The sequence below is a fragment of the Streptomyces puniciscabiei genome, assembly GCF_006715785.1.
GTDB lineage: Bacteria > Actinomycetota > Actinomycetes > Streptomycetales > Streptomycetaceae > Streptomyces > Streptomyces puniciscabiei.
The window spans coordinates 2494293-2512659 of record NZ_VFNX01000001.1; the positions used below are offsets into that span (position 1 = coordinate 2494293).

Annotated in this window: 18 protein-coding genes and 1 pseudogene; 7 read left to right on the forward strand and 12 right to left on the reverse strand. The window is 70.6% G+C overall.

Features of this window, described 5'->3' with window-relative positions:
• Positions 1-36: 36 nt before the first annotated feature.
• Both mqnP and FB563_RS11320 read right to left on the reverse strand, forming a co-directional pair.
• Positions 37-939, reverse strand: a complete 903-nt coding sequence (gene mqnP / locus FB563_RS11315; RefSeq protein ID WP_055707815.1) for a menaquinone biosynthesis prenyltransferase MqnP — start codon at positions 937-939, stop codon at positions 37-39.
• The gene (locus tag FB563_RS11320) at positions 936-2393 is read right to left on the reverse strand and encodes a menaquinone biosynthesis decarboxylase (protein ID WP_055707816.1); all 1458 of its coding nucleotides are present in this window, start codon (positions 2391-2393) and stop codon (positions 936-938) included. Before FB563_RS11320 ends, mqnP begins: the two co-directional genes overlap by 4 nt.
• Positions 2394-2457: 64 nt before the next feature.
• Here FB563_RS11320 and FB563_RS11325 point away from each other — a divergent pair.
• A pseudogene (locus FB563_RS11325) lies at positions 2458-2727 on the forward strand (PLDc N-terminal domain-containing protein); the annotation flags it as partial.
• A gap of 66 nt (positions 2728-2793) precedes the next feature.
• On the opposite strand, the gene FB563_RS11330 reads toward FB563_RS11325, so the two are convergent.
• The 4 genes from FB563_RS11330 to FB563_RS11345 all read right to left on the reverse strand — a co-directional run bounded on the left by FB563_RS11330 (position 2794) and on the right by FB563_RS11345 (position 6946).
• Complete coding sequence (locus tag FB563_RS11330; RefSeq protein ID WP_142218622.1) at positions 2794-3558, reverse strand: hypothetical protein; 765 nt, start codon at positions 3556-3558, stop codon at positions 2794-2796.
• Positions 3545-5170, reverse strand: coding sequence for a vWA domain-containing protein (locus tag FB563_RS11335; protein WP_079048915.1), 1626 nt, complete (start codon positions 5168-5170; stop codon positions 3545-3547). Before FB563_RS11335 ends, FB563_RS11330 begins: the two co-directional genes overlap by 14 nt.
• Positions 5167-6468, reverse strand: coding sequence for a hypothetical protein (locus FB563_RS11340; protein ID WP_234357853.1), 1302 nt, complete (start codon positions 6466-6468; stop codon positions 5167-5169). Before FB563_RS11340 ends, FB563_RS11335 begins: the two co-directional genes overlap by 4 nt.
• Positions 6469-6580: 112 nt before the next feature.
• Complete coding sequence (locus tag FB563_RS11345) at positions 6581-6946, reverse strand: ArsR/SmtB family transcription factor (RefSeq protein ID WP_055707819.1); 366 nt, start codon at positions 6944-6946, stop codon at positions 6581-6583.
• A gap of 120 nt (positions 6947-7066) precedes the next feature.
• Between FB563_RS11345 and FB563_RS11350 the strand changes: the two genes are divergently transcribed.
• The 6 genes from FB563_RS11350 (at position 7067) to FB563_RS11375 (ending at position 12272) form a co-directional block, all read left to right on the forward strand.
• Positions 7067-8041 (forward strand): quinone oxidoreductase family protein, encoded by a 975-nt coding sequence (locus FB563_RS11350; RefSeq protein WP_055707820.1) that lies wholly within the window; start codon positions 7067-7069, stop codon positions 8039-8041.
• Between the two features lie 127 nt (positions 8042-8168).
• On the forward strand, positions 8169-8888 hold the full coding sequence (locus FB563_RS11355) for a DUF6232 family protein (RefSeq protein ID WP_244329017.1): 720 nt from the start codon (positions 8169-8171) through the stop codon (positions 8886-8888).
• On the forward strand, positions 8885-9238 hold the full coding sequence (locus tag FB563_RS11360; RefSeq protein ID WP_055706358.1) for a hypothetical protein: 354 nt from the start codon (positions 8885-8887) through the stop codon (positions 9236-9238). Before FB563_RS11355 ends, FB563_RS11360 begins: the two co-directional genes overlap by 4 nt.
• Positions 9239-9301: 63 nt before the next feature.
• Positions 9302-9751, forward strand: coding sequence for a nucleoside deaminase (locus FB563_RS11365; RefSeq protein ID WP_055706359.1), 450 nt, complete (start codon positions 9302-9304; stop codon positions 9749-9751).
• Positions 9744-10709, forward strand: a complete 966-nt coding sequence (locus FB563_RS11370; protein WP_055706360.1) for an isopenicillin N synthase family dioxygenase — start codon at positions 9744-9746, stop codon at positions 10707-10709. Before FB563_RS11365 ends, FB563_RS11370 begins: the two co-directional genes overlap by 8 nt.
• A 156-nt stretch (positions 10710-10865) precedes the next feature.
• Positions 10866-12272 carry a condensation domain-containing protein gene (locus tag FB563_RS11375; RefSeq protein WP_055706361.1) on the forward strand — a complete coding sequence of 469 codons (1407 nt, stop codon included), beginning with the start codon at positions 10866-10868 and terminating at the stop codon, positions 12270-12272.
• 1 nt (position 12273) lies between these two features.
• On the opposite strand, the gene FB563_RS11380 is transcribed toward FB563_RS11375, so the two are convergent.
• From FB563_RS11380 to FB563_RS11405, 6 genes are all read right to left on the reverse strand, one after another.
• The gene (locus FB563_RS11380; protein ID WP_055706362.1) at positions 12274-12672 is read right to left on the reverse strand and encodes an SRPBCC family protein; all 399 of its coding nucleotides are present in this window, start codon (positions 12670-12672) and stop codon (positions 12274-12276) included.
• Between the two features lie 25 nt (positions 12673-12697).
• Positions 12698-13780, reverse strand: a complete 1083-nt coding sequence (gene ccsB, locus FB563_RS11385) for a c-type cytochrome biogenesis protein CcsB (RefSeq protein WP_055706363.1) — start codon at positions 13778-13780, stop codon at positions 12698-12700.
• Entirely contained in the window at positions 13777-15501 is a 1725-nt protein-coding gene (gene resB, locus FB563_RS11390) for a cytochrome c biogenesis protein ResB (protein ID WP_055706364.1), read from the reverse strand. The genes ccsB and resB overlap by 4 nt, the downstream gene beginning before the upstream one ends.
• 3 nt (positions 15502-15504) lie before the next feature.
• The gene (locus FB563_RS11395; RefSeq protein ID WP_055706414.1) at positions 15505-16266 is read right to left on the reverse strand and encodes a cytochrome c biogenesis CcdA family protein; all 762 of its coding nucleotides are present in this window, start codon (positions 16264-16266) and stop codon (positions 15505-15507) included.
• A gap of 10 nt (positions 16267-16276) precedes the next feature.
• Entirely contained in the window at positions 16277-16867 is a 591-nt protein-coding gene (locus tag FB563_RS11400; RefSeq protein WP_055706365.1) for a TlpA family protein disulfide reductase, read from the reverse strand.
• Positions 16868-16982: 115 nt separating this feature from the next.
• Positions 16983-18254 (reverse strand): polysaccharide deacetylase family protein, encoded by a 1272-nt coding sequence (locus FB563_RS11405; RefSeq protein ID WP_055706366.1) that lies wholly within the window; start codon positions 18252-18254, stop codon positions 16983-16985.
• Between the last annotated feature and the right edge of the window lie 113 nt (positions 18255-18367).

The following is an 18367-nucleotide window of genomic DNA, read 5'->3' on the forward strand; positions in this document are numbered from 1 at the left end:
GGGATGGTCAGCTTGCCGAGCCCTTGAGCCGGCTGCTCAGACGCTCAGACCCCGAACCAGGAGATCCAGCAGGGCGCACACGAACAGGGCAATGCCGATGAAGCCGTTGACGCTGAAGAACGCCCTGTTCAGGCGGGACAGGTCATGCGGGCGCACGATCGTGTGCTCGTAGACGAACGCTCCCGCGACGATCAGCAGGCCCAGCCAGAAGAACGCGCCGGCGTGGGTGGCCAGGGCGTACCAGACGAACAGGGCCGTCGTGACCGTGTGGCAGGCCCGGGCGCCCCAGATCGCCGCCGGGATGCCGAAGCGGGCCGGTACCGACATCACGCCGATCTCGCGGTCGGTCTCGACGTCCTGGCAGGCGTAGATCAGGTCGAAGCCGCCGATCCAGACGCCGACGGCGAGGCCGAGGATCACCGCGGTCCAGGACCACTCGCCGGTGATCGCCAGCCAGCCGCCGATCGGGCCCATGGCCTGGGCGAGACCGAGGATGGCCTGCGGGAAGTTGGTGAACCGCTTGCCGTACGGATACACCACCATCGGGATCACGGCGACGGGGGCCAGCGCCAGGCACAGGGGGTTCAGCAGGGCCGCCGCGCCCAGGAAGACGACCAGGGCGATCAGGGCGCCCGTCCAGGCGTGCCGGACGGTCATCGCGCCGGTCACCAGCTCGCGGTGCGCCGTACGCGGGTTACGGGCGTCGATCTCGCGGTCGATGATCCGGTTGACCGCCATCGCGAAGGTGCGCAGGCCGACCATGCAGACAGTGACCAGCAGCAGCCGGCCCCAGTGGACGTTCCTGTCCCACTCGTACATCGCCGTGAGCGAGGCGATGTAGGCGAAGGGCAGCGCGAAGATCGAGTGCTCGATCATCACCAGGCGCAGAAAGGCCTTCGTGCGTCCCGGCTGGGGGATCGCGGCAGAGGCGCTGCTCACAGGCCGTACTCCTTCCAGCGGCGGTCCACCAGGGCCGCCGTAGCCGGGTCCGACAGGACCATGTCCGGCCAGCCCCCGTCGCGGGTGTAGCCCTCCTCGGGCCACTTCTTGGTCGCGTCGATGCCCGCCTTGCCGCCCCAGAACTGCTGGTAGGAGGCGTGGTCGAGATGGTCGACGGGGCCTTCGACGACCGTGAGGTCCCGGGCGTAGTCGGTGTTGCCGAGCGCCCGCCAGGCGACCTCGTGCAGATCGTGCACGTCGCAGTCGGCGTCCACGACCACGATCAGCTTGGTCAGGGACATCATGTGTGCCCCCCAGATCGCGTGCATCACCTTCTGCGCGTGCTTGGGGTACTTCTTGTCGATCGAGACGATCGCGCAGTTGTGGAAGCCGCCCGCCTCGGGCAGGTGGTAGTCCACGATGTCCGGGACGATGATCTTGAGGAGCGGGAGGAAGAAGCGTTCGGTCGCGCGGCCGAGCGGTCCGTCCTCCGTCGGGGGGCGGCCCACGACGATCGACTGGAGCAGGGGACGGCGGCGCATCGTCACGCAGTCGATCCTCAGCGCCGGGAACGGTTCCTGCGGGGTGTAGAAGCCGGTGTGGTCGCCGAAGGGTCCCTCGGGCAGCATCTCGCCCGGCTCCAGCCAGCCCTCCAGGACGACCTCGGCGTTCGCCGGCACCTGGAGCGGGACGGTCTTGCAGTCGACCATCTCGATCCGCTTGCCCGCGATGAACCCGGCGAACAGGTACTCGTCGATGTCACCGGGGAGCGGGGCGGTGGAGGCGTAGGTGACGGCCGGGGGGCACCCGAAGGCGATGGCGACGGGCAGCCGCTCGCCCCTTCTCGCGGCCACCTGGTAGTGGTTGCGGCTGTCCTTGTGGATCTGCCAGTGCATGCCGATGGTGCGCCTGTCGTGGCGCTGGAGGCGGTAGAGCCCGAGGTTGCGGACGCCCGACTCCGGGTCCTTGGTGTGGGTGAGCCCCAGGTTGAAGAAGGAGCCGCCGTCCTTGGGCCAGGTGAACAGCGCCGGGAGCCGGTCGAGGTCCACCTCGTCGCCGTGCAGGACGACCTCCTGTACCGGGGCGCTGTCAGCCTTCACCTTCTTCGGCGGCACATGGGTCATCGCGCCCAGCTTCCCGAAGGCCTCGCGCACGCCGACGAAGCCGTGCGGCAGTTCGGGCCGCAGCAGGCCGCCGATCTTCTCGGAGATCTCGCCGTACGACTTCAGGCCCAGCGCCTTCAGCAGGCGGCGGTCGGTGCCGAAGACGTTCATGGCGAGGGGCATCGCCGAGCCCTTCACGTTCTCGAAGAGCAGGGCGGGGCCGCCGGACTTCTGCACCCGGTCGACGATCTCCCCGACTTCCAGATACGGGTCGACCTCGGCCTTGATGCGCTTGAGGTCGCCCTCGCGCTCCAGCGCCCGCAGCAGGGAGCGAAGATCGTCGTAAGCCATGCGGTCAAGTATCGCCGACGGAGAGAAACGGGCGGCGGCGGGGCGCTCGTATACCCTGCACGCCATGCTCAGGTATCTGCCGTTCCTGCTGGTGCTGGCGCTGTGGATCTATGCCTTCGTGGACTGTCTGAACACCCCGGAGGAAGAGGTGCGGCATCTGCCGAAGGTGGTGTGGGTGGTCATCATCCTGCTCTTCGGCGAGGTGCTGGTGGGCCCGGTGGCCTGGCTGCTCACCGGCAAGGTGCGGAGCGGGGCCCCGGCGGGCGGCGCCGCGCCCGGGCGGTGGGTCGCCCCCGACGACAACCCCGAGTTCCTCCGGTCCCTGGACAAGGACGACCCCGGGCAGGACTGACGGAACTCCGGCTGCTCGCCCCTCATCGGCGGTGCCGAGGACCCCGGTTCACTGGAAGACGGCCACCGGGTACTGCAGCACGACCTCGCGGGTGTCGGGGCGCCAGGTCGTCACCTTGCCCAGGCAGTGGGCCTGGAACTGGCCCTCGGGCAGCTGTCGGCCCGGGGGACGCAGCCCGGCGGGGCGCAGGACGACCCGCAGGTGCGCGGACTGCTCGCCGTCTCCGTAGGGTGCTCGCATCACCAGGGTCTCGCCCTGGGGGTCCTGGGCCTCGAACCGGCCGGTGATCATGACGAACTCGCCGATCTCGCTGAGCACCACGTCGTTCGTGACCCCGGCGCCGAGGAGGGCGCGGTTGGGTGTGACCGTGGACTTCTCCCAGGACTTCTCCCGCAGTCGCACCTTGGCGAGCCCGTCCCCCCGCTCCAGGACGGACAGCAGCAGACCGATCACCTGTATCGGCTTGCTCTCGTCGACGTACTTGGCGACGATCTCGGTGGTTCTGTCCCCGGTGAGCTGGAACATCAGGGACAGCACCGGGATCGCCGCCAGGCAGCCGGTGTTGCGCACGTTCCGCTCCTCGACCTCCTTGCGCAGCGCGGAGCGGTGGTTGCGCATGCTGAAGACGTCCATGACCGCGTCGTTGTCCAGATACAGCGGAAGGTAGTGGGGCTCCTCGACCGTCCTCCCGATCCGCTTCACGGCCCGCCGTACGACGAGCACGGCCAGCACGACGAGGCCGGCGAAGGCCACCAGCCACCATGTCATCGCGCCCCACCAGGCGCTCCACCAGGTGCCGTCAAGAACAGCCACGGATCTCCTTGAACGCGCTGGACAGGGACGAGTGCCGGGCGTCGACCATGCGGCCACCGGTCACCGAGGCGACCTGGCGCAGTTCGGCCGCGTCCGCGTCGCCGAAGTGGACGGGGTAGGTGTGCACGGCGCGGGCGTCGGCGGGCCGCGCCCGGTAGCGGCTGACGAAGGTCGCGCGGTCGATGCCCGCGTTGTTCTCGCCGTCGGTCATCAGCACGATGGCCACGGCCCGCCCCGGGTCCGCGCCGAGGGCCCGCTCGGCGGTGCCGTAGCCGTGGTCCAGGGCGGACCAGACGGCCGTCGAGCCGTCGTAGCCGCCGTCGGCGACGAAGCGGGTGAGGGCCGTGAGGTCGGCGCCGCCGTGCACGGTGACCGTGCGCTCGGCCAGCGGGCGCCCGCCGAAGCGGATCACGGTCAGCTTCTCGCCCTGGTAGAAGCGGACGAACTTGCCCGTGGCGGAGGAGTCCGCCCCGCTGAGCCCGGCGAACGCGGCCCTGAGCGCGGTCGTCCGGGAGCCGCGCATGGAGGCGGAGAAGTCGAGCAGGAAGATCACCTGGTCGGCGATGCGGCGCCGGGGGTCGCCGTAGTCGGCGAGGAGCCGGTCCAGGACGGCGGGGTCGTCGGGGAAGTACAGGGCGTTGTCCAGGGGCGCGGTGAGCCGGGGGTCGCGGGCCACGGCGGTGCTGACCGGGCGGCGCAGCGTCCGCCGCATGATCTCCCGCTGGTGGTCGGCGGCGGTCAGCCAGTTCACCACCCGGTCGTAGGCGTCCCGGCTGCGCTGGTCGAGCAGGAGCAGCGGATAGTCGGACAGCACCATGCCGTCGGCGGGGTGCACGATCTCCAGGGGCTGCTCGAGGCGCCCGGAGGCGTTCAGGGTGAGCAGTTCGGACTCGTAGGTGATCAGGGCGTTGGTGCGTCCGGGGTGCTCGGCGAAGGCGTCCAGCAGGGCGTGGGAGCTCTCGGCGGTGAGGGTCTGCCCGGAGCGGAAGCCGCGCAGCCGGTCGCAGCTGACGTCCTGCGGTCTCAGCGCGCTGCCCGTGCCGGCCGCGGCGGTGGCGACGCCGACCAGCGCGGCGAGCCCGCTGTTGCTGTGCCGGGGGTCGGCCATGCCGAAGCGCACGGTGCCGGTGGCGGCCGCGTCGGCGAGGTCCGCCCAGGACAGGCGTCCGCCGGGCGCCTCGGCGCGCAGGGTGCGGGCCACCTCCCGGGTGAGGCCGACGACGACCGGGGAGCGCATGACCGAGGCGCTCTGCACGATGGCGGCCGGGCGGGTCCCGGCGGCCGCCTTCTTGGCCTTCAGCCGGAAGTAGCGGTCGGAGGAGAGCCAGGCCAGGTCGTAGGAGTGGCGGCCGGTCAGCAGGGTGTCGCTCGCGTCGTTGGTCGGCCGGTAGTCCATGTCCAGGCGGACCCCGGTGTCCTGCCGGAGCCGACCCAACAGGGGTTCCATGTCGGCGAGTTCGTCGCTGGCCAGGACGTGCAGGGTGGTGTCGGGGCCGCCGCCCCCGCCGGAGCAGGAGACGAGAGGGCCGAGCGCGGCGAGCAGGACCAGGCACAGGGCGGCGGGGAGGCCACGGCCCCGGCACAGGGCGGCCATCGGTGCGCGGGCGGTCATGGCGCGTCACCGCCCGTGGCCGACTGCGCCACGGGGTCGCAGTCGCCGACGATCTCGATCATCTTCTCCAGCAGGTCGAGCCGGGGCAGCACCGCCTTGGTGTCGTCGTCCGACAGGACGGGCGCCTGGATGTGGTGGTCGGTGAGGAACCGGGTCAGGGAGTCGCTGGTGGCGGAGGCGCCCTCGGCGTCCCGGACCCGGAAGCCCAGTTCCATCGCCCGCTTCTGCAGCGCCGGGTCCCTGGTGATCAGGTCGCCGAGCCGGTCGCCGGCCGGGGTGAGCGCGATGAGCTGCGGCTCGGCGATGAACCGCGCCGACGGATAGAGCAGCACACGCTCGCTGTCGACGTGCCCGGTGCCGGCCTGGGTGGCGATCTGGTGGGCCAGGAACTGGTGCTCGTAGATCACCGCGATCGGCGCGATGCTCTTGCCCTCGGCGGAGACGTAGGTCTCGTTCTTCTCCGAGGACGGCATGCCCTGGTCGTTGAGGAGGAGCCTTATCCGCTCGGCGAAGCGGGTCGCCTCGGCCGTGTCCTGCGGGATGTTGTCGTGGTTCCAGATGTAGGAGACAAGCCCCAGATAGGTGCCGGCGGAGTTGGCCTCGCAGATGTCGGAGGTCTGGGCGAGCACCTTGTTGCCGTTGTGGATGCCGTGGCTGTCTATGCCGATGCGTCTGCCGCTGCGGTCGGTGCCGAGGCTGTCCCAGCGGCGGCCGTCGGCGGTCGCCTGCAGGAACTTCTGCATGTTCAGCGAGTAGTACAGCGGCTTGGATCCGGCGGGCACGCCCGGTAACGGGGTGGCGATCCCGGCGTCGTGCAGCGTCTCGGCGTACTCGCGGTAGGTGCCGAGCACGACCGGGCTGACGAACGGGCGGTACGTCGTCGCCGGGTGGCCCTCGGCCGCGCGCTTCCTGGTGATCAGGTCGGCGGCGGGCTGCCCGGAGGGGAACACGACGTCGTAGCCGTCGTAGCTCTGGGCGGCGATCCCGCGCGAGCCCATGCGGGTGATGTGCACCCGGAAGCCGTGCCGGACGAGCAGCCGCTGGACCTCGGGATCCTCGAAGTAGTCGGCCTTCGAGGCCATCTTGGCCTCGATCGTGACGATACGGGTGAAGGGCAGGCCGACATGGCCCTGGGCGAGGACGACGACCGCGCACAGGGCGGTGACGGCGGCGACGGCGCGCGGGAACCACCGGCGCGCCGTGGAGCCCGGCGAGGGCGGGTCCGCCGGCTCCCCGACCCGCAGGCGGGGCTCCCCGGTCTGAGGGGGTCTTTCGGTCTCGGCTCTGTGTGTGACCACCCGTGTCTCCTGCGTCAGCGGGGACAGGATCGTCCGCCCCCCGGACGATGCCGGGTGGAACGCTCAACAAACGTCAGGCGAAGGGAATGTGAAGGAGCGTCAGGAGTGATGGTCAGTCGTCGCGCAGCACGAGGTCGAGCAGTCCCGGGAAGCGGGCGTCGAACTCCGCGCGGCGCAGCCGGTTGACGCGGCGGGGGCCCTCGTCCCGCTGCTCCACCAGGCCGGCCGCGCGCAGTACCGCGAAGTGGTGGCTGAGCGCGGCCTTGCCCACCGGCACGTCGAAGCTGCCGCAGCTGCGGGTCCAGTCGGCGGAGCCGGCCAGCTCCCTGACCAGGGCGAGGCGCACGGGGTCGGCGAGGGCGGCGAGCGCCGTGGGGACGGGCACGTCGTCGGGATGGGTGTGCTCCGGGGCGGCCCGGTGACTGGCGGCTACCACGCCACGCTCCTCTCTTTGGCCTGCTTGCGCTTCGGCTTGCATCCGCGTCCGCTTCCGCTTCCGCGCCCACTTCCGCTTCCGCTTGCCGAGTGTTCGATGAAAACCATACACTCACGAGTGTTCGCTTTTGATTGAACAGTCGAGTCGAGCCAGGGGTGCGGCATGCGTGCGGTGGAGTTCCAGGAGTACGGCGGTCCCGAGGTACTGCGACTGGTCACGGCCGAGGTGCCGGAACCAGGACCCGGGCAGGTCGGCATCGACGTGGCCTGGACCGGCGTGAACTTCGCCGACCTCAAGGCCCGCGCGGAGGGCTACCGGGTGCCCGCGCTGCCGTTCGTCCCCGGACTGGAGGTCTCCGGCCGGGTCCGGGCGCTCGGCGCCGGCGTCACGGACCTGACCGTCGGCCAGCAGGTGGTCGCGCACACCGCGAGCGGCGGATACGCGGAGGTGGTGGTGGCCGGGGCGGCGACCGTCTTCCCGGTCCCCCCGGGCCTGGACCTGCGCACCGCCGCCACCCTCCCGACGGTCCTCACCACGGCGTACGCGCTGGTCCACACCGTCGGCCGGCTCCAGCCCGGCGAGTCGGTCCTCGTCCAGGGCGCGGCCGGCGGGGTCGGCACGGCGGTCGGGCAGCTCGCGCGGGCCGCGGGCGCCGGGGCGGTGTACGGCGTGGCGTCCTCGGCCGCGAAGGCGGAGTACGCCAAGAACCACGGCTACGACGAGGTGTTCGTCGGCGCCTTCCAGGAGCCGGTGCGCGCGGCGACCGGCGGGCGCGGCGCCGACCTGGTGCTGGACCCCGTCGGCGGCGACACCCTGCGCGCCGGACTGGCCTCGCTCGCACCGTTCGGGCGCCTGGTCTCCTACGGCAACGCGAGCGGCGCCGAGCCGTGGAGCGTGGGCCAGCCCGAGCTGTCCCCGCTCGGCGTCTCGGTCTCCGGTTTCTCCGTCCTGACCCTGGCCCGGACCGCGCCGGACGCCCTGCGCCGGCTGACGGAGCGGGCGCTCGCGAAGGCGGTCGACGGCACGGTGACCCTGCCGGTGACGGCCGAGTTCCCGCTCGCGGAGGCGGCTCGGGCACACCGGCTGATGGGGGGACGGTCGAGCACGGGGAAGCTGCTGCTGCGGGTGGCCGACTGAGTCTCCGTCAACTGCTCACAGGACGCGGGCACTTCGCCGTTCATAACGACTTGCCATCGTCCACCGGGGTTGTTGTTAATGGTCGTCACTGAGTTGCGAGGGATTGCCCGACCTCTGGGGGACACAGATGCAGAACGGCCAGCCACCCGAACGCCCGGCGCAGGATCCCGCGCCCGCCCCGCCGACGGCCGCGCCCACCACACAGGCCCCGGCGGCCGCACCGGCCGCGCCGCCCGCCGCCCCCGCCGCTGCGCCGCTCATGCCGGACGTCCCCGCACCACCGGCGCACCCGACGCCGCTCCGGCTCGACCTCCGGGTGAGCAAGCGGATCCTGTGGATCGGGGCGGCGGTGTACCCGCTGGCGAACATCGCCCGCGTCTACTCCTTCGTCATGCGCCCCAAGCGCAAGGAGGCGGTGATGCGGTTCCTGCGGTACACCGCCGCCACGCTGGTCGTCGGCTTCATCGCGATGCTGCCGAGCCTGCCCTCCCTCGCCTTCGGGGGAGGCGGGGAGCAGAACTCCGGCGCGGCCGGCTATGTCACCTTCATCTGGATCGTGGCCGTCGTCGCCGAGATCTACTTCTTCATCGACATGCTCGGCGTGCTGACGGCCCCACCGCAGCACGTGCTCGCGGTGGAGACCTCGGGTGCGTCCACCGCGCTGGTCACCAGCCAGGACCCGCGGCAGCTGGACCAGATCGTCGGCCAGATCTCCTACGCCATCGATCACCCGGAGGCCGAGTTCAAGGTCACGGTGGAGAGCCTCACCGTCTCGCCGAAGAACTACTACTTCGGCGACAACGTCAACATGTACGGCGGCAGCGGAAACGTGGGGATCGGCGCATGAGCGGCACGAACTACTACTACGGCGACAACGTGAACATGTACGGCGGCCAGGGCAACCAGGGCATCGTCAAGAACCAGGCGGGCGCCGGAGCCGGGCAGCCGGACCCGGCCCTGGTCGCCGCCCTCGCCGAACTGCACCGGCAGATCGCCGAGTTGCGGGCGCAGGTGCCGACGCCCAGCGCCCAGCTCCTGGACGAGTCCCTGCCCGCCCTCAGCCCCGACGCCGCCGTGCCCGCGCAGGAGCGGCACCGGGCACTGATGGCGATCGCCGGGATCGCCGCCACCGTCGGGGCCGTCGGCCGGCCGGTGGCCGAGGCGGTACAGGCGGTCATCGGGATGATCGGCGGATAGCGGCCGGCTCCTGGCCCAGCCTGCCTTGTTGCTCCGCACCTCCCGGCACAGCACAGTGAAGCCATGGACGTACAGCAGGCCCGTGGCTGGCTCGGTGTCGCCCTGGCGGAGGCCCGTGCCGGGCTGGGTGAAGGCGGGGTCCCCGTCGGCGCCGCGCTCTACGGGCCCGAGGGCACGCTCCTGGGCCGGGGCCACAACCGCCGGGTCCAGGACGGGGACCCCTCGATGCACGCCGAGACGGCCGCCTTCCGTGCGGCGGGACGGCAGCGCACCTACCGTGGCACGACCATGGTCACCACGCTCTCGCCCTGCTGGTACTGCAGCGGCCTGGTCCGCCAGTTCGGCATCTCCCGGGTGGTGATCGGTGAGGCCACCACCTTCCACGGGGGCCACGACTGGCTGGCCGAGCACGGGGTCGAGGTCCTGGTGCTGGAGGACCCCGAGTGCGTCGCCGTGATGCGCGCCTTCGTGAAGGACAACCCCGAGTTGTGGAACGAGGACATCGGTGACTGACACGCGTGTTCCCACCATCGACCTGCGGCCCTGGCTGGCCGGTGACGAGAAGGCCCGGGCCGCCCTCGCCCGTACCGTCGACGGGGCGCTGCAGACCGCCGGGTTCCTGCTGGTGACCGGGCACGGGGTGGAACCGGGGCTGCGGGCGGGGATCCGGCGGGCGGCCCGGGAGTTCTTCCTGCTGCCCGCCGGGGTCAAGCAGCGGTACGAGGCGAAGGTCGGCGGCCGGGGCTGGCTGGGGCCCGGTGCCGAGGCCAACGGGTACGCGGAGGGCACCGAGACGCCGCCCGACCTGAAGGAGTCGCTGACCTTCGCGACGGACGAACCGTTCGAGGACCCGGTCGTCAACGCCGAGTGGTACGCGCCCAATGTCTGGCCGGCCGAGGTGCCCGACCTCCGGACGCTGTGCAGGACCTATCTGTCCCGCATGGCCGCCCTGGAGAAGGAGCTGCTGTCGCTGCTGGGCTACGCGCTGGGACTCGAACGCGACTTCTTCTCCCGGCACATGGACCATCCGACGTACGGCTTCAACATCAACTGGTATCCGGGCACGGACGTCGTCGGCGAGCCGCTGCCCGGGCAGTTCCGGATCGGGCCGCACACCGACTTCGGCACCGTGACCATCCTCGACCGGCAGGCCGGGAAGGGCGGGCTCCAGGTGTACACGGACGCCGGCGGCTGGGAGGACGCGCCGTACGACCCGGACGCCTTCACCATCAACATCGGTGACCTCCTGGCCCGTTGGACCGGTGACCGCTGGCGGTCCGGGCGGCACCGGGTGCTGCCCCCGCCCGTCGACGCGCCCGCCGAGGAGCTGATGTCGCTGGTGTACTTCGGCGAGTGCACCCCGGGCACCCGCGTGGAGTCCGTGCCGGCGCCGGTGGGCCGGGTGGCGTACCCGCCGGTCGACTCCCATGTGTACCTGCGCGAGAAGCTGGACTCGATCACCGTCGGCTGAACCCGCCCCGACCGCATCATCCACCATTCGCTCCCGCGTTCGCACCGTCACCCGTTCCGTTGAAATGAACCCGACGGGCATGTCCCGGCCGCGTCCCACGGCATTGGCCTTGAAGGGGGCCCACAACCAGGGCCCCCTTCTTGCGATGGGAGACGCGTGCGAATCACTGACATCCAGCGCTGCGAGGTCCGGCCGGGACGGCTCGTCGAGTGGACACTGAGCCCGGCGACGGTGGCGGCGGCGACGTCACTCCCGGAGGACTCCCGCCCCCCGGCCTACATCCAGGAGTCGCACATCAGGACCGCCCGCTGCGTCCGGGAGGACGGACTGTTCGTGCCGACCTGGCTCGGCACCGCCTTCGACCTGCCGGGCCCGGTCGACCTCGACGTGCTCCAGGAGGCGCTGCGCGCGTGGACGGTGCGGCACGAGACGCTGCGCAGCGGCTTCCGCTGGGCCGGTGACGACCTGCGCCGGTTCACCCTGGAGGCCGCCGACGTGTCCCTGGAGCGGGCGGACGCGGGCGACTTCCCGGACGCGGACGCGCTGGTCCGGCACCTCCAGGACCGCTTCGACACCGTCGCGGACGCGCTGCGCTGGCCGAACCTGATCTACACGGCGGTCGTACGGGACGACGGCGCCAGCGTGTACATGGCCTTCGACCACAGCAACGTCGACGCCTACTCCCTGACCCGGATCGCCGCCGAGGTGCACGAGCTGTACACGGCGGGCCTGGCCGACACCGACCCCGGCTCCCGTGCCCCAGCGGCCAGTTATGTCGACTTCTGCGAGATCGAGCGCGCCGACGCGGACGGCATCGACGCCCGGCACGCGATCGTCGGCCGCTGGCGCGCGTTCATCCGGCGCTGCGACGGCATGCTGCCGGGCTTCCCGGTCGACCTCGGCCTGGAGCCGGGCGGCCCGCTGCCGAGGCAGCGGATGCTGTGCGAGCCGCTGGCGGACGCGGCCGAGGCGGCCGCGTTCGAGGCGTTCTGCAGGCCGTACGGCGGCAGCCTGGTCGGTCTGCTCGCCGCGACCGGGCTGATCGTGCACGAACTGGGCGGGCAGCCGGTGTACCGGACGGTGGTGCCGTTCCACACCCGGGTGAAGTCGCGCTGGAGCGACTCGGTGGGCTGGTACGTGGGCGGCGCCCCGATCGAGGTCCCGGTGGGCCCTGCGACGGGCTTCCCGGACACCCTGCGGGCGGTGCGCGCGGAGCTGCAGGCCAACCGCTCGCTGGCGCGGATGCCGCTGGCCCGGGTACTGAGCCTGATCGGCGCGGACTTCCGGCCGACCTCGCCGGACCTGTACTCGATCGTCTCCTACGTCGACACCCGGACCGTCCCCGGCGCCGAGCGCTGGGCCGAGCAGCGGGCGCACGCGCTGCTGCGGGTGAGTTACGGCGACCAGGTGTGCGTGTGGGTGAACCGGCTGCACGAGGGGCTGTGGCTGGCGACCCGCTATCCGGACACGGACGTGGCGGCGAAGAACCTGCGCCTGTACGTCGAGCGGCTGCGCGACCACATCGCCTCGGTGGCCCACGGCACCCTGTCCGCGGTGTGCTGACCTAGGAGGACCCCAGCTGGCCGATCAGACGTTCGAATCTGTGGCGCCACTGGGACTCCGAGTCGCCCTCGCCCCGGAACTCGCGGGTGAAGCGCAGCACGCTCGCCGTGTCCCCCTCCCGCTCCAGGTGGAACCGGATCCGGCCACCCTCGACCGTGTACTCCGCGACCCGGTCCACGTCCCAGGCCGTGACCCGGCCGGTGCCCAGTTCACCCAGGACGACCGTGCCGCCCAGCCGGGGCTCCAGAACGCCGACGGCGGTGCACCACCCCGTGAGTCCCTCGGGGGTGGCCACCGCCGGCCAGACGTCTTCCATGGGCCTCGGGAGCCGCACCAGGAAGTGGAGTATGTGCGTGTTCCCGTGGGTCTGGCTGGTGCCCTGTGCGATGGAACCGCTCATGACACCAGTGTGGGCGACCCTCGGCTCACACGCCCGCGTAGGAGTGCTTGCCGCTGACGAAGATGTTGACGCCGTAGTAGTTGAACAGCCAGCAGCCGAAGGCGATCATCGCCAGGTAGGCGGCCTTGCGGCCCTTCCAGCCGGCCGTCGCGCGGGCGTGCAGGTAGCAGGCGTAGGCGACCCAGGTGATGAAGGACCAGGTCTCCTTCGGGTCCCAGTTCCAGTAGCGGCCCCAGGCGTCGCCCGCCCAGATCGCGCCCGCGATGATCGTGAACGTCCACAGCGGGAAGACGGCCGCGTTGACCCGGTAGGCGAACTTGTCCAGCGAGGCCGAGGCGGGCAGGCGCTCCAGGACCGAGGTCGCGAAGGCGCCGGGCTTGCCACCGGTCTGCAGCTTGTTCTCGTACGAGTCCTTGAACAGGTACAGGATCGTGGCGACCGCGCCGACGTAGAACACCGCGCCGCAGAAGATCGCGGTGGAGACGTGGATGTACAGCCAGTACGAGTGCAGGGCCGGGACCAGCTGGTCGCTGGCCGTGTACAGGACGGTGACCGCGAGGCCCAGGTCGAGCAGGACCGTGGTGATCAGGAACAGCCCGAGCCAGCGCACGTTCTTCTTCAGTGCCAGCAGCGCGAGGTACACGCCGACGGCCACCGTGGAGAAGGTGATGTTGAACTCGTACATGTTGCCCCACGGCGCCCGCTGCACGGAGGCCGCGCGGGCGACGACGCCGCCCAGCTCCACCAGGAAGGCGAGCACGGTGAGCGAGACGGCGATACGGCCGTAGAGGTCGCCCTGCGCGTCCCCGCCGTGCGCGCCGGGACCGTCCGGAACGTCGCGGGCGCCGGAGGCCGAGCGCACGACGACCTTGGGCCGCTCCAGCACGGCGGTGCTCCCGGCCTGCTTCACGGTGACCGTGGGAGCCTTCGCGGAGGTCTCCGTGCTCGCGGTCAGCGCGGCGGCCGTACGGGCCACCTTGCTGCGGCTGCCGAAGAGCCATTCGGCGATGTACGCGAAGAAGGCCAGGGTGTAGACGGCCATCGACGAGTAGATCAGCGTGTTGCTGATGCTCGCCAGGTGTTCGTTGGTTGCGGCGGCGAGAGTCACTTCTCAGCCCCTTCGGCAGGTACGACTGGGGTGTCGGAGGATTCTGAAGGGTCGTCGTCGGGGTCGGGTGCCCCCGGCGCCTGGTCGTAGAGGATTCCGGCGAGGTCGCCCAGCTCCTCGGGCACCTTGGCGGACTCGCTGCGGCCGAGCCCGGCCATCTCGACGACCGTCACGCCGTCGGCGCCGCGCACCGCGCGCACCCACACCCGGCGCCGCTGGATGAACAGGGAGGCGGCCAGGCCGAAGATCGCGGCGAGGGCACCGCCGAGCGCCCAGCCGCTGCCGGGCTCCTGGACGATCTCGAAGCCGGCCCACTCCTTGATGTCCTTCTCGAAGGTGATGGACCCGGCGCCGTTCGGCAGCGTCATGGTGTCGCCCGGCTGCAGGAGCTTCTTCAGCAGCTGGCCCTTGCCGTCCTTGAACGCCTTCATGTGCGTCTTGTCCAGCTGGTACACGCTCTGCGGGATGCCGGCGTTGACGCCGAGGTCGCCGTGGTAGGCGTTCACCGCGAGCAGCGGGTTCACCAGCGCGGGGAACTGGGAGAGCATCGTGCCGGCCTTCGGGTCGAAGGTGGGCACGAAGAAGGCCTGGAAGCCGAGCTGTTCCTTCTGGCCCTGGGCGTTCCGGTAGCCGTCCATCACCTTGATCACACCGTTGGAGGTGACGTTCCCGTCGAGCGGCAGCAGCGGTACGGCGTCGCGGTAGACCACGTTGCCCTTGCCGTCGCGGACCGTGACGACCGGCGCGTAGCCGTGGCTGACGAGGTAGACCTTGGCGTCGCCGATGTGCAGCGGCTGGTTGACCTTGATGGTGGTCGACTTCTGCTTGCCGTACGCACCGACGCTGTAGTCGACCTTCGCCTCGTAGGTGCGCGGCGTGCCCTTGTTGGGGCCGGAGACCTCGTAGGTGCCGGTGAACTTCTTCAGGTCGAAGCTGAACGGCACGAGGTCGTCGTTCTGGAACAGGGTGCCGGACTTGAAGTCGTCGTACATCGGCAGCGCGTTGGAGAAGCCGTCGCCCTCCACCATCAGCTTGGTGCCGTCCGACTTGTACAGCTGGCCGGAGGCGAAGGCGACCAGCAGCACGATCAGGGCGATGTGGAAGACCAGGTTGCCCAGTTCGCGCACATAGCCCTTCTCGGCGGCGACGGCGTCACCGGCGACATGGGCGCGGAAGCGGCGCTTCCTCAGCAGCGCGAGCGCGGCCTCGCGGACCTGCTCGGGGTCGGCGGCCGTACGCCACGTCGTGTAGGCGGGCAGCCGGGTCAGCCGCTTGGGGGCGCCCGGCGGCCGGCCGCGCAGCTGGCCGACGAACTGCCAGGTACGCGGGACGATGCAGCCGATGAGGGAGACGAACAGCAGGATGTAGATCGCGGAGAACCACACCGAGCTGTAGACGTGGAACAGGCCGAGCTCGTCGTAGATCGGCGCGAGCGTCCTGTGGGCCTTGCGGAAGTCGTCGACCTTGTTGAGGTCGGCGCCGGTCTGCGGGATGAGCGAGCCGGGGATCGCGCCGAGCGAGAGCAGCAGGAGCAGCAGCAGCGCGACCCGCATGGAGGTCAGCTGCCGCCAGAACCAGCGGGCCCAGCCGATGACGCCGAGCCCCGGCGCGACGGAGAGCTCCTCCGCCGGGGCGGTGGACAGCTGGGAGCCGGCCGCGCCGAGATCCTCCTGGTCCGCGGCCGCCTGGTCCTGGCTCTTGTCGGTTTCGGTCTTGCTCATCGATCAGATCCCCACAGTGAAGCCGTTGGACCAGGTCTGCATCTGCTGCACCAGGCTGTCCCAGGCACCGGTCAGCAGCAGCACACCGGTGACGATCATCATCGAGCCGCCGACGCGCAGCACCCAGACATAGTGGCGCTTGACCCAGCCGAAGGCACCGAGCGCCTTGCGGAAGGCGATCGCGGTGAGCACGAAGGGGACGCCGAGGCCGAGGCAGTAGACGACCGTCAGCAGGGCGCCGCGTCCCGCGCTCGACTCGTTCCAGGCGAGGAGGTTCACCGACGACAGGGTCGGGCCGAGACAGGGTGTCCAGCCGATGCCGAAGAGGGCGCCTATGACCGGCGCGCCCACCAGTCCCGTGGCCGGCCGCTTGTGGAAGCGGAACTCGCGCTGGGTGAACCAGGGCATCAGCCCCATGAAGAACACGCCCATGAGGACCATGAGCACGCCGAGCACCTTGGACAGGACGTCCTTGTACTCCTGCAGGGTCGAGCCGAAGTAGCCGAACAGCGCACCGCCGGAGATGAACACGGCGCTGAAGCCGAGGACGAACAGGGAGGCGCCGGCGACCATCCGGCCCCGCCGGGCCTCGGCCAGGTCGGTGCCCGCCACGCCGGTGACGTAGGAGAGGTAGCCGGGGACCAGCGGCAGCACGCACGGCGAGAAGAAGGAGACCAGGCCGCCGAGCAGGGCCACGGGCGCGGCGACGAGCAGCGCGCCGTGCAGCACGGTCTGGTTCTGGCCCGCTGCGGCCAGCGTCAGCATCGCGCTCACGTCACTTCTCCGCGAGGACCGGCTTGAGCATCTTCAGCAGCGTGGTGTCGTCGAGCGCCTCCAGGGCCCGCGCGGCGACCTTCCCCTGCCTGTCGATGACGAGCGTGGAGGGGATCAGCTGCGGGTTGAGGGTGCCCTTCTTGAAGCGGAGCATCAGCCTGCCCGTGGGGTCGTACAGGCTGGGGTAGCCGATCCCGTGTTCCTTCTCGAAGGCGACGGCGGGAGTGGTGCTGGTGTCCCGGGTGTTGATGCCGACGAACTGCACGCCCTTGCCCTGGTACTCCTTCGAGACCTTGGCGAAGTACTGGGCCTCCTCACGGCACGGACTGCACCAGGAGCCCCAGACGTTGATGACGACGACCTGGCCCTTGTAGTCGGCGACGTCGAGGGTCCTGCCGTCGATGGTCTTGCCGGACAGGTCCGGGGCACTGGTGCGCTTGCCCGCCGGGACGGTGGCGATGCCGTTGTTGCCGGTGACGAAGTTCGTGTTGCCACCGCCGCCGGAAGTGCCGCCCTTGCCGCACGCGGACAGGGTCAGGGCCGCGACGGCGGCCACGGCGCTGAGCAGGACGGCGCGGCTACGGGTACTCATGTGAAAAGTTTCGCATGTCCCCTCCGGCGCCCTGTGGCGCCCCCCTGCCGGGCGGAAAACCGCATTTCAGGGCGTATTTACACGGGACATTTCCGGCAGGCGGGCGGGTGGGCGGCTACGCGAGGAAGGTCTTCCAGCCGCCGGCCGGAGCCTGTCCGGGCGCGAGCGTGCGCAGCTTGGCGAGCACCTCGGGCTTCTGCACGTCGATCCAGTCGCAGAACTGCCGGAAGGAGACCAGCCGGACGTCGGCGCCCTTCTCCTTCGCCTGCGCGATGTGCTTGAAGGCCTGCTCGACGGCGTCCATGTAGATGCCGCCGTTCCAGTGCTCGAAGTGGTTGCCGATGAAGAACGGCGCCCGGTTCGAGAAGTACGCCCGCTTGAAGCCGGCGATGTACGCCCCGGCCGCCTGCTCGCGCCAGGCCGGGTAGTTGTAGGCCGGCGCCTTGGTCGAGTTCTGCGACTGGTTGAACATCATGTTGTAGTCCATCGAGAGGACCTGGAACTTCCTGCCGGGGAAAGGTATCTCCTGCAGCGGGAGGTCCCACAGCCCCTGCTTCTTCACCGGCCACATCTGCAGCCCGCCCGGCGAGGAGGCGTCGTAGCGCCAGCCCAGCTCGCGGGCGGTGGGCAGCAGGTTCTCCTGGTTGAGCAGGCAGGGCGTACGGCCGCCGACCAGTTCCTTGTCGTAGTCGAACGGCAGGGCCGGCATGTCGGTGAGGCCGGTGTTGGTCTTCCAGTTCTTGACGAAGGACTTGGCCTGCTTGATCTCGCTGTGCCACTGCTGGGGCGTCCACCACTTGACCGAGGTGTGGGCCTCGCCGCAGAAGTGGCCGTTGAAGTGGGTGCCGATCTCGTGGCCTTCGAGCCAGGCCCGGCGGACGTTGGTCAGCGTGGCCTTGATGTGCTCGTCGCTGAGGTAGCCGATGTCGGAGGCGCCGATCTTGTTGTTCGGCGGGACGTACAGACGCTTCTTCGACTCGGGCAGCAGGTACAGCCCCGACAGGAAGAAGGTCATGCTCGCGCCGTACTCCTTGGCGAGGTCCAGGAAGCGCGGGAAGAGTCCGTTGCCGACCTCGCCCGCGCCGTCCCAGGAGAAGACCACGAACTGCGGCGGGGCCTGGCCGGGCTCCAGCGGCTCCGGCGCGGCCGGCTGGTGCGGCTGCTTGCCGGTGAAGGACGTGGAGCCGTCCCCGATGAGCCGGCCCTGGGGCGCGCCGCTCGCGTCGCCGCCCTTGCCGCCGTTCTTTCCGCCGCCGGAACCGTCCGCGGCCCCGGTGCCGTCCGATGACGTGTGGCTCCCGCAACCGGCGAGGGTGGCGGCGGCCGCGGCACCCGCGCCGAGGCCGAGTACTCCCCGGCGGGAGAAGGTCCGGGAGACGGTGCGCATGGAGTTCCCCGATCATCGCGCCTGTGTGGTGGTCACCCACTCAGAGGACACGGCGATCGGGGAGGTTCCGATAATTCTTATGTTTTTCGCAATAGTTGCGGCAAAGGTAACCT